This window comes from Niveispirillum sp. FG148, assembly GCF_057809655.1.
This window is the reverse complement of sequence record NZ_JBMDKJ010000009.1, coordinates 88555-100135: the sequence shown is the minus strand read 5'-3', so window position 1 is coordinate 100135 and position 11581 is coordinate 88555. Positions and strand designations below refer to the sequence as shown.

At 66.7% G+C, this 11581-nt stretch carries 13 protein-coding genes; 7 read left to right on the top strand and 6 right to left on the bottom strand.

Annotated features, from left to right (window positions below):
• Positions 1–254 precede the first annotated feature (254 nt).
• From ACODTW_RS12230 to ACODTW_RS12215, 4 genes are all read left to right on the top strand, one after another.
• Positions 255–1319, top strand: a complete 1065-nt coding sequence (locus ACODTW_RS12230; RefSeq protein ID WP_488946294.1) for a RepB family plasmid replication initiator protein — start codon at positions 255–257, stop codon at positions 1317–1319.
• 51 nt (positions 1320–1370) lie between these two features.
• Positions 1371–1721 (top strand): VOC family protein, encoded by a 351-nt coding sequence (locus ACODTW_RS12225; protein WP_488946293.1) that lies wholly within the window; start codon positions 1371–1373, stop codon positions 1719–1721.
• A gap of 82 nt (positions 1722–1803) precedes the next feature.
• Positions 1804–1968: a hypothetical protein gene (locus tag ACODTW_RS12220; RefSeq protein WP_488946292.1), complete on the top strand. Its 165-nt coding sequence runs from the start codon at positions 1804–1806 to the stop codon at positions 1966–1968.
• Positions 1968–2303: a hypothetical protein gene (locus ACODTW_RS12215; protein WP_488946291.1), complete on the top strand. Its 336-nt coding sequence runs from the start codon at positions 1968–1970 to the stop codon at positions 2301–2303. Before ACODTW_RS12220 ends, ACODTW_RS12215 begins: the two co-directional genes overlap by 1 nt.
• Here the strand turns inward: ACODTW_RS12215 and ACODTW_RS12210 are convergent.
• Positions 2276–3187, bottom strand: coding sequence for a LysR substrate-binding domain-containing protein (locus ACODTW_RS12210; RefSeq protein ID WP_488946290.1), 912 nt, complete (start codon positions 3185–3187; stop codon positions 2276–2278). The two genes, ACODTW_RS12215 and ACODTW_RS12210, sit on opposite strands and share 28 nt — an antisense overlap.
• Positions 3188–3367: 180 nt before the next feature.
• On the opposite strand from ACODTW_RS12210, the gene ACODTW_RS12205 reads away from it, so the two are divergent.
• On the top strand, positions 3368–4555 hold the full coding sequence (locus ACODTW_RS12205) for an acyl-CoA dehydrogenase (RefSeq protein ID WP_488946289.1): 1188 nt from the start codon (positions 3368–3370) through the stop codon (positions 4553–4555).
• 177 nt (positions 4556–4732) lie between these two features.
• A complete protein-coding gene (locus ACODTW_RS12200) occupies positions 4733–5932 on the top strand; it encodes a CaiB/BaiF CoA transferase family protein (RefSeq protein ID WP_488946288.1) in 1200 nt (399 codons plus the stop codon).
• A 44-nt stretch (positions 5933–5976) separates the two neighbouring features.
• On the opposite strand, the gene ACODTW_RS12195 is transcribed toward ACODTW_RS12200, so the two are convergent.
• From ACODTW_RS12195 to ACODTW_RS12175, 5 genes are all read right to left on the bottom strand, one after another.
• Positions 5977–6699, bottom strand: a complete 723-nt coding sequence (locus ACODTW_RS12195) for a hypothetical protein (protein WP_488946287.1) — start codon at positions 6697–6699, stop codon at positions 5977–5979.
• Between the two features lie 87 nt (positions 6700–6786).
• Entirely contained in the window at positions 6787–7446 is a 660-nt protein-coding gene (locus ACODTW_RS12190) for a hypothetical protein (RefSeq protein WP_488946286.1), read from the bottom strand.
• Between the two features lie 119 nt (positions 7447–7565).
• The gene (gene pcaF, locus ACODTW_RS12185; protein ID WP_488946285.1) at positions 7566–8768 is read right to left on the bottom strand and encodes a 3-oxoadipyl-CoA thiolase; all 1203 of its coding nucleotides are present in this window, start codon (positions 8766–8768) and stop codon (positions 7566–7568) included.
• 2 nt (positions 8769–8770) lie between these two features.
• Positions 8771–9196 carry a hydroxyphenylacetyl-CoA thioesterase PaaI gene (paaI, locus tag ACODTW_RS12180; RefSeq protein WP_488946284.1) on the bottom strand — a complete coding sequence of 142 codons (426 nt, stop codon included), beginning with the start codon at positions 9194–9196 and terminating at the stop codon, positions 8771–8773.
• The gene (locus ACODTW_RS12175) at positions 9196–10665 is read right to left on the bottom strand and encodes a 3-hydroxyacyl-CoA dehydrogenase NAD-binding domain-containing protein (RefSeq protein WP_488946283.1); all 1470 of its coding nucleotides are present in this window, start codon (positions 10663–10665) and stop codon (positions 9196–9198) included. The genes paaI and ACODTW_RS12175 overlap by 1 nt, the downstream gene beginning before the upstream one ends.
• A gap of 108 nt (positions 10666–10773) precedes the next feature.
• On the opposite strand from ACODTW_RS12175, the gene paaG reads away from it, so the two are divergent.
• Positions 10774–11562: a 2-(1,2-epoxy-1,2-dihydrophenyl)acetyl-CoA isomerase PaaG gene (gene paaG / locus ACODTW_RS12170; RefSeq protein ID WP_488946282.1), complete on the top strand. Its 789-nt coding sequence runs from the start codon at positions 10774–10776 to the stop codon at positions 11560–11562.
• Positions 11563–11581 lie beyond the last annotated feature (19 nt).

The following is an 11581-nucleotide window of genomic DNA, read 5'->3' as shown; positions in this document are numbered from 1 at the left end:
GCCAAATCTCCGAATCCCTTGAACTCCCTGCCTTTCCTTTAGTTCCTTTGATTCCTAGTAAGATTCCTAGGGGCGGAATCGCCCAATCATTCCAATCCCTTACACCCCCCATTCCGGAGGTTTCGCCAGCCCCATCCGGAGGTTTTGCCAGGGGTGAACTGGAGGTTTCGCCAGACCTGAACGGGAGGTTTTGCCAGATGCCCCGAGGGGAATTCGGAGTTGCCGGCCCCCCGCCTCCGACCTACAATCCGGCCATGGCAGCGAAACCACCCAGCCCGGGCACGACCCACCGCAAGACCCCCCTCACGCTCGTGAAGGCCACGGGGGCTGTGGAGATCAAGGCCGATGCCGACCTGACGCTGGCCGACCGCCGCCTGTTCAACCATCTGCTGGCCCATGCTTACGAGAACCTGGGCAAGGTGGAAAGCCATTCGATCGAGCTGGCCTCCATCCGCCGCTTCGCGGCAGAGGTGCGCGACGGCACGGCGGATGTGAACAATACCCGTCTGAAGGCCAGTATCGAGACCTTGCAGAAGGTGCTGTGCCAGTTCAACTATCTGCGCTCCGATGGCACGGCCGGCTGGGAAAGCTCGCAATTGCTGGGCCCCTGCCGGATTGAGGGGGGCACGCTGACCTACACGTTCCACACCTGGGTGTCGGAACGGCTGCGCGAACCGGCGCTTTATTCCTACCTGTCGCTGCGCATCATCTATGAGTTTGAAAGCAAATATGCGCTGACCCTGTACGAGGTGCTGAAGCGCTATGCCGACCGCAACGCGGCCGAACCCTATTGGCAGACCAAGGTGGACGAGCTGCGGGCCATCCTGGGCTGTGTCGACAAGCTGAAGGACTGGAAGGACCTGCGCAAATACGCGCTGGACCCCGCGCTGGAGGAGATCGGCCGTCTGGGCGAGTTCACCGCCACCCTGCACGAGATCCGCCAGGGCGGCGGGCGCGGCGGCGGGCGCGTGGTCGGCTGCGTCTTCCGCATCCACCGCAAGAATGCCGAGGATGCGGAGCGGGCCGTGAAGGAGATCGGCAAGCCCAAGGTGCAGCGGCGGGGCGAGCGCAAGGCCGCCAAGGAGGATGGGGCCTTCGCCGTCAAGGCCGATGCCGCCCTGCGCTTTCTGGAAGGGGCAGACGTGGCCAAGCGCATGGAATGGGCCAAGCGCGCCGAACAGCTGGGCATGACCCTGCCGCCCGCCGCCACGGCCAAGGAGAACCTGAAAAAATGGGTTCCGGCCCTCGCCGAGGTGATTGTGGAGGAGGAACGGCTGCGTGTGCGGGCCGTGAAGGCGGCGGAAAAGGTCGAGGCATAGGCTTCATTGTGATCGCCCCGGCGTGGGCAGACAGAAGAAGGAACAGACGATATGGCAATCACTGGCATCGGCGGCCTGTTCATCCGCGCCCGCGACCCGCAGGCGCTGTCGGCCTGGTACAAGACACATCTGGACATTGATGCCGGCGGCCTGTGGCGCCAGCAGGCCGGGCCGACCGTGTTCGTGCCCTTTCCCCAGGACAGCGATTATTTCGCCACCGACAAGCAATGGATGATCAATTTCCGGGTCGAGGGGCTGGACGCGCTGCTGACCACCCTGCAGGCCGCCGGGATTGAGGTGCTGACCGACCCGTCCTGGAACACCCCGGAAACCGGCCGCTTCGCCCGCATCCATGATCCCGACGGCAACGCCATTGAATTGTGGGAGCCGCCGGCGGATTGAGGGGGCGCCTGATATTGATGGTTGACGGCGATGGCCGAACGGCCGCTCAATACCAGTCAGGAAAGTGTTTCGGGAGACGCCGATGGACAGCCAGGAACAGGCCCATATCAAGGCGCTGTTGGATGCCTATACCAAGAAAGCCACGCAGTCGGCCAAGACTGCGCGCGAAACCTTGGTAAAGGAAGGTATCTATCTGAAGAACGGCAGCCTTTCACCCAATTATAGCCAGGAGCGCAAGTCGGCCTGATGGCGCGGGAAAGCCTGGAACTGTTGACGGTCGCCTACGCCTCCCTCAAGGCGACCCACGATACTGATCCGACGCTGGGTTCGCTGCCGACCAATCGCTCTGCCCATTCCAGGGACGAGGATTTGCTGCTTCGTTATCTGGACTGCGCCGTCATCCAACGCCTTCACGCGGCCATGGATGATGTCAGCGAACCCTTCGAGACAGTTCGGGGGCTGTTTACCGAAGGTGGACCGCTATTTCCGGGCAGCGGGTTTCAGGCCAAGACCCATGTCCAGATTGCCGTCCGTTTTCAACGCAACATCAAGGGCTATTTCCGGGTGCCGTCGGCGTCCTGAGCCATCCCCAGCAGCCATTCCCTGAACGCCACCAGCGGACCATAGGCTTCCCTGTCGGCGGGGTAGACCAGATGGTAACCGCCGTCGGTCTCCAACTCCCCGCCGGGCAGGGAAGCCAGTTCGCCGGCGGCCAACTCGTCCGCCACCAGGAAACTGGGCACCAGGGCGGCGCCCAGGCCGGCGACGGCGGCGCGGATGACCAGCAGGAACTGTTCAAAGACCAGCACGGGCTGATCGGCCCCGCGGACCACGCCGCGCGCGGCAAACCACTGGTCCCAATTGCCGGGACGGGTCTCCTGCATCAGCAGGGGCAGGCGGGCCAGATCGGCAGGCTGTGTCACCCCCTGTGCCCGGATCAGGCCGGGGGCGGCCACAGCGGCCAGTCTTTCGCCCATGAACCGATGCCCGATCAGGCCCGGGGCCACAGGCGGGGCGGCCAGAATGGCGGCGTCGATGCCTTCCGTGCGCGGGTCGAACGGGTGGACGCGGGTGGAGAAATTGATGGTGACGTCGCGGTGCCGGGCAAAGAAATCGCCCAGGCGCGGGATCAGCCAGCGCGCCCCGAAGGTGGGCAGGATGGCCAAGTCCAGCGTGCCGCCGGCCCCGGCAAAGGCGATGGTGCGGGCCGTGGCATGACCCAGCCGCCCCAGCACGTCGCGCGCCTGATCGGCGAAATACTGCCCGGCTTGGGTCAGTGCTATCCGTTGCCGCCGCCTTGTGAACAGGGCCACGCCCAACTGCGCCTCCAGCTGTGCCACCTGCCGGCTGACCGCACCCTGGGTCTGGTGCAGCTCCGCCGCGGCCGCCGTGAAGGAGCCCAGCCGCGCTGCCGCTTCAAACGCGATCAGGGCGGCTGTGCTGGGGATCAGGCGGCGGGCGAACATGGGGGCTCCGGCTTGGATCATGCGGGTTCGTGCGGATATCCTGCCCGACGGCCCCATAAACCACCATGGTTCATGACAAAGTCTCATCAAGTTCGTGAGGAAACATGGTTTGCGCCCGGTCTCTGCCCGGCGTATCCCTGAACCCGGTAACCACCGCGCCCGCGACGGGGAGAAGAGAGCATGGCTGAGCTGGCCGCCTTCCAATGGGATGACGCCTTTCTGTTGAACGACCAGTTGAGCGAGGAGGAGCGGCTGATCCGCGACAGCGCGCGGGCCTATGCCCAGGACAAGCTGCAACCCCGCGTGCGCGAAGCCTTTGCCAAGGAACAGACCGACCCCGCCATCTTCAAGGAGATGGGGGAAATGGGCCTGCTGGGCGTGACGGTGGCGCCGGAATATGGCGGGGCCGGCGTCGGCTATGTCGCCTATGGCCTGGTCGCGCGGGAGGTGGAGCGGGTGGATAGCGGTTATCGCTCGATGATGAGCGTGCAATCCTCCCTGGTCATGTACCCGATCGAGGCCTATGGCAGCGAGGCGCAGAAGCGTAAATACCTGCCCAGGCTGGCGTCGGGCGAATGGATCGGCTGTTTCGGCCTGACGGAGCCCGATGCCGGGTCTGACCCGGCCGGCATGCGCACCCGCGCGGAGAAGGTGGCCGACGGCTATCGCCTGACCGGGGCGAAGATGTGGATCACCAACGCCCCCATCGCCGATGTCTTTGTGGTCTGGGCCAAGTCGGACGCCCATGGCGGCGCCATCCGTGGCTTCGTCCTGGAAAAGGGCATGGCCGGCCTGTCGGCCCCCAAGATCGAAGGCAAGCTGAGCCTGCGCGCCTCGATCACGGGGGAGATCGTCATGGATGGGGTGGTGGTGCCGGAAGAGGCCTTGCTGCCCAACGTGTCGGGCCTGAAGGGGCCGTTCGGCTGCCTGAACCGGGCACGCTATGGCATTTCCTGGGGCGCGATGGGGGCGGCGGAGGCCTGCTTCCATGCCGCCCGCAGCTACACGCTGGACCGCAAACAGTTCGGCCGGCCGCTGGCCGCCACGCAGCTGATCCAGAAGAAGCTGGCCGATATGCAGACGGAAATCACCCTGGGCCTGCAGGGCTCGCTTCGCGTCGGCCGCCTGTTCGAAGCGGGGCAGATGGCGCCGGAGATGATTTCGCTGATGAAGCGGAACAATTGCGGCAAGGCCCTGGACATTGCCCGCATGGCCCGCGACATGCACGGCGGCAACGGCATTTCCGGCGAATTCGACGTGATGCGCCACCTGATGAACCTGGAAACCGTCAATACCTATGAAGGCACCCACGATGTCCACGCCCTGATCCTGGGCCGGGCCATCACGGGGATTCAGGCGTTTTTTTGAATTTAAGTCGGTGAGCCCGTTCCCGTCATCCCGGCGAAAGCCGGGACCCAGGGGCCCAAGCCCGACCTATCGGCAGCTTCGTGGAGTAGGTTGATCCTGCGGCCCCTGGGTCCCGGCTTTCGCCGGGATGACGGAAGGGATTGCTTCAATCTCCCCCCCCCCACCGAAAGGCCCCCCATGCCCGCCCCCCTTTCCGGCATCCGCGTCCTTGACCTGTCCCGCATCCTGGCCGGGCCCTGGGCCACGCAGATGCTGGGGGATTTCGGGGCAGAGATCATCAAGGTAGAACGGCCGGGGGAGGGGGACGATACCCGCCGCTGGGGCCCGCCCTTTGTCGGCGGTGACGGTCCCGCCGCCTATTTCCTGACGGCCAACCGCAACAAGCGCTCCATCGCCGTGGATTTCACCAATCCGGCTGGTCAGGCCCTGATCCGCGATCTGGCGGCACAGTCCGATGTGCTGGTGGAAAATTACAAGGTCGGGGGGCTGGCCAAGTATGGTTTGGATTATGACAGCCTGGCCGCCATCAACCCGCGCCTGATCTATTGTTCCATCACCGGCTTCGGCCAGGACGGACCCTATGCGCAGCGTCTGGGCTATGATTTCCTGATCCAGGGCATGGCTGGGCTGATGAATGTGACGGGACAGCCAGAGGGCGGGCCGACCAAGGCCGGCGTGGCGCTCGCCGACATCATCACCGGGCTGTATGCCGGCAATGCCATCCTGGCCGCCTTGCATCACCGGGAAAAGACGGGGCAGGGGCAGCGTATCGATATCGCGCTCTTGGACTGCATGCTGGCGGCCATGGCCAACCAGGCGCTGAATGTGCTGGTGTCAGGCCGGGACCCGCGGCGGCTGGGCAATGGACACCCGTCCATCGTGCCCTATGACACGTTCGCCGTGGGGGACGGTCATATCAATCTGGCCGTCGGCAATGACCGGCAGTTTCAGCGCCTGTGCGCCGTGCTGGGCGTGCCGGACCTGGGCACCGATCCGCGCTTTGCCACCAACAGCGCGCGTGTCGCCAACCGGGTGGAACTGACCTGCCTGCTGACCGATCGGCTGACCACGCAGCCCGCTGCCCATTGGCTGGCGGCGCTGGAGGCGGCGGACGTGCCGGCCGGGCCGTTGAACAGCCTGTCCGCCGCCTTTGCCGACCCGCAGGTCATCCATCGCGGCATGGCCCTGTCCATGCAACATCCGACGGCGGATAGGGTCCCCGGTGTGGCCAGCCCGGTGAAGTTCGGTGCCACGCCCGTGGTCGACAGCCAGGCACCGCCCGACCTGGGGGCCGATACCGATGCCGTGCTGTCCCGCCTGTTGGGGCTGGATGCGGCCGGTATCCAGGCGCTGCGGGATGGCGGGGTGGTGGGGTAGGGAACAGGCGATGGGGGCAAAAACGCCCCCATGCCCGCGCGGTCTCAACGTTCCAGGCTGACCAGTTCGTACCAGGTCTGCATATAGCCGCCGACGCCGCCCTGCACGAACAGGCTGTCCTCGTCCTTGGTGACCCACAGATCATAGGCCGGGTGGGCGCCATCCTTGCTGACCATGCCGCCATCATCATCGGTGAAGCGGAAATGGCGGCATTCGAAGGTGCCGGCGGGCACCGTCACCGTCTCGTCCCCGACATAGGCGAGATTGATATGCGAGGCGACGGCCTGCGGCGGGGTGGCGCCGCGATGGTCCATGGATGGCAGAAAGACGCGCAGCGCCCGGCGATGCGGACCCTGCGACAGATCCATGCAGCGGCTCATATAGGCGTCGCCGATGATCGGGTGCGTGCCGAACCCGTCATAATGGCCGCCCGTCGGCAGCGTCTGCGACAGCCGACCGATGGAAGGACCATAGCTTTCGCATTCGATCTGGTCGGCGGTGAAGCGGAACATGCCCGCCCCCATGAACCGGTCGCCCACGGTCAGCCGGATCAGGCAATCCATGGGGCGGTCATTTTCATCCACCGAATAGATGACGTCGCGCAGCACCGTGGGGTTCGGCTCGTCGATCTCGCACTGGGCGCGGATGGTCAGCTTGCCGTCGGTATGGCGCGTCATGGTGAAATATTCGCGCCCGCGCTCCTGCCCGTACCGTTCCGGCTTGCGCGAGGTATAGAGGATTTTGCCGCGGATTGTGCGATGCAGCATGAGTTAAACTCCTTCCTGTCCTGTCTTTATTCTGGTCCTGAGGCGGCCCGGATGGGGGGCGCCGATGCTCTGGTGACCGGCTGGCGGTCAGGTGGGGGTGGCCAGACCCAGCAGGGCGGCCCCCAGCAGCAGACCCCACAGGGTCACCACGACGGCCCGCGACCGGGCCAGCACACCGGCGATGGCGGCATCGGTCTGCGGGGTGGCGCCTGTCTTCATCATCTGGGCATAGGGTGCGAACAGCGGCTTCAGCACGACGCGGATGATCAGGCCCAGGCCGATGGCCCCGGCCAGGATCAGCAGCTTGCCCGCGATGAACAAAGGCAGGCTGATCAGACCCAGCAGTCCGGCCAGCCCCATGCCGGCGCAGCCGACCATGGCGGCGCTGCGCACCACCATGTCGGCCGTCTTCACGCCCGGCTTGGCACCATGGGTCAGATGGGTGGCCCAGGCCAGTCCCAGCCAGACCAGCGCCACGGCCCAGATGCCCGCCACCGCCGCCGCGGGCATGGCGCCCAGCCAGTCCTTGACATAGGCCAGGGTCAGACCCGTGGGCAGTGCCAGGATCAGGCAGGTGCGCGGGGCCATGTCGACATTGTTCAGGATGGTCAGCGCCATGGCCCGCTGTACCGGTGTGCGTTTGGGATCGGTGAGGATGGTGGAGGAATAGAACGACCCGATATCGCCGCCCAGCCAGTAGACGAAGACCAGCAGATGCAGCAGGGTCACCAGCGTCACGACCATCATCCGCCCCCATTTGATATAATGATCTATTTATAGATCATATTCAGAATGAGGAAAGCGATTTTCCGCGACCGCGCCGGAAAAGGGGTGCGGCTTGTCTGACGTCCGACAGGGAGGCCCTGCTAGACCCGTTCCAGCGCCAGGGCGATGCCCTGGCCCACGCCGATGCACATGGTGCAGAGCGCGCGGGCGGCGCCACGGCGGTGCAGTTCCTCCGTCGCGGTGATGACCAGCCGGGCGCCGGACATGCCCAGCGGATGGCCCAGCGCAATGGCGCCGCCATTGGGGTTCACATGCTCCCCATCATCGGGCAGGCCCAGCTGGCGCAGCACGGCCAGACCTTGCGCGGCGAACGCCTCGTTCAGTTCCACCACATCGATATCGCCGATGGACAGGCCGAGGCGGTCCAGCAATGCCTTGCTGGCCGGGGCGGGGCCGATGCCCATGATGCGTGGCGGCACGCCGGCCGTGGCCAGGCCCAGGACGCGGGCGCGCGGGATCAGGCCATAGCGTTCGACGGCGGCGGCCGACGCCACGATCAGGGCGGCGGCCCCGTCATTGACGCCCGACGCATTGCCCGCCGTCACCGTGCCGCCCGGCCGCACGATGGGCTTCAGGGCCGACAGCGCCTCCAGGCTGGTGGCGCGGGGATGTTCATCCTTGTCGACAATGGTGGGCGCGCCTTTGCGGGCTGGGATGGTGACAGGGGTGATTTCGGCTGCCAGACGGCCATTGGCCTGGGCGATGGCGGTGCGTTCCTGGCTGCGCAGGGCGAATTCATCCTGATCAGCGCGGGAAATACCGAAATCATCGGCCACGTTTTCCGCCGTCTCCGGCATGCTGTCGACGCCGAACTGCTTCTGCATCAGCGGGTTGACAAAGCGCCAGCCGATGGTCGTGTCGAAGATCTTCGCTTCGCGCGAAAAGGCGCTGTCGGCCTTGCCCTGCACAAAGGGGGCGCGGCTCATGCTTTCCACGCCGCCGGCAATGATCAGGTCGGCCTCTCCGGCCTTGATGGCGCGGGCGGCCATGCCCACGGCGTCCAGGCCCGATCCGCACAGCCGGTTGACGGACGTGCCCGGCACCCCTTCGCCCAGACCGGACAGAAGGGCGGCCATGCGGGCGACATTGCGGTTATCCTCGCCGGCCTGGTTGGCGCAGCCCAGGATGATGTCGTCGATCCGGGCCTCGCGCAGCACGGGCAGGCGGTCCAGCAGGGCCCGCAAGGGGATGGCGGCCAGATCATCGGCCCGCACGGGCGACAGAACGCCGGCATAGCGGCCAATGGGCGTGCGCAGCCCGTCGCAGATGAAGGCGTCGGCCATGCTCAATTCTCCCCTTCGATGACGGCGCCGCCGATGGTGCGCGACAGGCCCTGGAATTCCGCCACCACGCGCCCGTCGCCGGTGCGCACGCTGACAGTATAGACGCCGCTGCGCCCGGCCACGGCAGCCTCGCGGGCTTCCGCCACCAGCGTGTCGCCGCCATAGGCCGGCGCCAGATAGGCGATGGAGGCCTGGGCGCCCACCGACGCCTGGTTGCGGCTGTTGCAGGCATAGGCGAAGGCGGTGTCGGCCAGCGCGAAGATCATGCCGCCATGGGCCATGCCATGGCCGTTCAGCATGTCGGGCCGCAGCTTCATCGACAGTTTGGAATAGCCTTCGCCGGCCTCCACGATCTCGATCCCCCAGGCGGGGCCGGTCCCTTCGCGCGACAGCATGGTTTCGGCGATGCGGCGGTGATCAAGGCTCATCAGTTCAGTCCTTCGCTGGGGCGGTACAGATCGTCGCCCGTTTCGCTGGCCAGATTGTCCAGGATGGCGCGCAGTCGCCCGGGTCCCACCTGTGCTGCCCAGGCCAGCGGTCCCTGCGGATGGTTGGCGCCATGGACCAGAGCGGCATCAATGCCATCGGCCGCCGCCACGCGGTCAACCACGGCATCCGCCGCACAATTGGCCAGCTGCGCCAACGTGCGCAGCACCAGCCCGCCCGGCCGGTCCGCCAGGATCAGCGCGCCTTTGCCCAGCGCCTGGGCGAAGCCGGCAAAGGCCACCCGCGCGTCGATATCGTCATCGGGCGCCAGTGCGGCGACCAGGGTGGGGGTGCGGGCAAAGTCGCGGGCCATGTCCAGCAGGATGCGGGTGCTGCCATCATCGGCCGCCACGGCCTTCGCCGACCGCCCATCGCCCAGCCGGGCCAGGATGCCGTCGATCGCCATGCTGTCGGGCGGCAGGGCCGTATCCGTCACCACCTCCAGCCCGGCCGCTTCCGCCAGGGTGCGCAGGTCCGTCAGGCCGGAGCCGAAACGCAGATGGCGGGGGGCCGGGGCGGGCGGTTCCAGCGGCGGGGCGGGCACCTGTCCCGCTTCATAGACCCCGCGTCCCGTCTTGCGGCCCAGATGGCCCGCATCGACCAGCGCCTTCTGGGCCGCCTGCGGCCGGAACCGCGTGCGGCCGGCATAGGCGCCGAAGATGGAGCTGGCGACGGCGTAATTGATGTCGTGCCCGATCAGATCGCCCAGTTCCAGCGGCCCCATGCGGAACCCGCCGGCCGATTTCAGCGCGTGATCGATGGCCGCGGCCGGCAACCCGTCGCCAAAGGCCAGGAAGCCTTCCGCGTAATAGGGACGGGCCACGCGGTTGACGATGAAGCCCGGCACATCGGCCGCCGCCACCGGCACCTTGCCCCAGCGGCGCATCAGGTCGGTCAGGATCGGGACCAGGGCCGGATCGCTGGCGCTGCCCGCCACCACCTCCACCAGCTTCATCACCGGGGCGGGGTTGAAGAAATGCAGGCCGACGAACCGATCCGGTCGGTCCAGACTGGTGGCCAGGCCGGAGATGGGCAGGGACGAGGTGTTGGACGCGATCACCGCGTCAGGGGCCAGAACCGCCTCCAGCCGCTTGAACAGCGACGCCTTGGCCGCCGTCTGTTCCAGGATGGCTTCCACCACCAGGGCGCATTGGGCCAGATCGGCGACATCGGTGGTCAGCGCGATGCGCGCCTTTACCGCGTCGGCCGCATCCGGCGTCAGCGTGCCGCGCTTCACCCGCCCGGTCAGCGACGCGGCGATGATGCCCCGTCCCCTTTCCAGCGCGTCCGCGCCGACATCAAGCAGCACCACACGGTGGCCGGCAGCCGCCGCAACCTCTGCGATGCCGGCACCCATGGCGCCCGCACCGACAACGCCGACAGGCGTCGCTATGTCTGGGATGGTTCGCATAGCAGATAGGTAAGCGGCGGAATTAGGGCTTGTCAATAATAGACCGACCGGCCATTCTATTAATTATTCGCGGCGGGGCGGCCCGCCGGACTGGCTGGATGCATGCCCATGTTTGAGACCATCCTGTTCGATATTCAAGACGGTGTCGCGCGCCTGACGCTGAACCGTCCCGACCGGCTGAACAGCTTCACGGTGCAGATGCATGAGGAGGTGGCGGCGGCCCTGGCCCAGGTGGAACGGTCCGATGCCGCCCGCGTGCTGGTGCTGACGGGCGCCGGGCGCGGCTTCTGCGCCGGACAGGACCTGTCGGATCGGGCCGTGACGCCGGGGGCACAGGGCGTCGACCTCGGGGAATCACTGGAAAACCGTTACAACCCGCTGATCCGCCGGCTGACGGCGCTGCCCATGCCTGTCATCTGCGCCGTCAATGGCGTGGCGGCGGGGGCGGGGGCCAATATCGCGCTGGCCTGTGACATCGTCATCGCCGCGCGCTCGGCCAAGTTCATCCAGCCCTTCGCCAATATTGGCCTGCTGCCCGACAGCGGCGGCACCTGGACCCTGCCGCGCCATATCGGTCAGGCCCGCGCCCTGGGCCTGGCCCTGACGGGCATGCCGCTGCCGGCCGATCAGGCCAGGGAATGGGGCCTTATCTGGGACGTGGCCGACGATGCCGATCTGGCCGCCAATGTCGCCACCCTGGCGTCCAAGCTGGCCCAGGCCCCGACACAGGGGCTGGCCCGCATCAAGCAGGCGATCCGCGCCGGCTGGACCCAGACGCTGGACCAGCAGCTGGACGCCGAACGCGACGGCCAGCGCGCCCTGGGTTTCACCGATGATTACCGGGAAGGTGTCGCCGCCTTCCTGGAAAAGCGTCCGCCGCATTTCACGGGGCGCTGACCGCCAAGAGTTTCCGGGA

Bases quoted from the DNA above. Each gene is read 5' to 3' on its own strand.
- ACODTW_RS12230 (WP_488946294.1), top strand. From the start codon at position 255: ATGGCAGCGAAACCACCCAGCCCGGGCACGACCCACCGCAAGACCCCC.
- ACODTW_RS12225 (WP_488946293.1), top strand. From the start codon at position 1,371: ATGGCAATCACTGGCATCGGCGGCCTGTTCATCCGCGCCCGCGACCCG.
- ACODTW_RS12220 (WP_488946292.1), top strand. From the start codon at position 1,804: ATGGACAGCCAGGAACAGGCCCATATCAAGGCGCTGTTGGATGCCTAT.
- ACODTW_RS12215 (WP_488946291.1), top strand. From the start codon at position 1,968: ATGGCGCGGGAAAGCCTGGAACTGTTGACGGTCGCCTACGCCTCCCTC.
- ACODTW_RS12210 (WP_488946290.1), bottom strand. From the start codon at position 3,187: ATGTTCGCCCGCCGCCTGATCCCCAGCACAGCCGCCCTGATCGCGTTT.
- ACODTW_RS12205 (WP_488946289.1), top strand. From the start codon at position 3,368: ATGGCTGAGCTGGCCGCCTTCCAATGGGATGACGCCTTTCTGTTGAAC.
- ACODTW_RS12200 (WP_488946288.1), top strand. From the start codon at position 4,733: ATGCCCGCCCCCCTTTCCGGCATCCGCGTCCTTGACCTGTCCCGCATC.
- ACODTW_RS12195 (WP_488946287.1), bottom strand. From the start codon at position 6,699: ATGCTGCATCGCACAATCCGCGGCAAAATCCTCTATACCTCGCGCAAG.
- ACODTW_RS12190 (WP_488946286.1), bottom strand. From the start codon at position 7,446: ATGATGGTCGTGACGCTGGTGACCCTGCTGCATCTGCTGGTCTTCGTC.
- pcaF (WP_488946285.1), bottom strand. From the start codon at position 8,768: ATGGCCGACGCCTTCATCTGCGACGGGCTGCGCACGCCCATTGGCCGC.
- paaI (WP_488946284.1), bottom strand. From the start codon at position 9,196: ATGAGCCTTGATCACCGCCGCATCGCCGAAACCATGCTGTCGCGCGAA.
- ACODTW_RS12175 (WP_488946283.1), bottom strand. From the start codon at position 10,665: ATGCGAACCATCCCAGACATAGCGACGCCTGTCGGCGTTGTCGGTGCG.
- paaG (WP_488946282.1), top strand. From the start codon at position 10,774: ATGTTTGAGACCATCCTGTTCGATATTCAAGACGGTGTCGCGCGCCTG.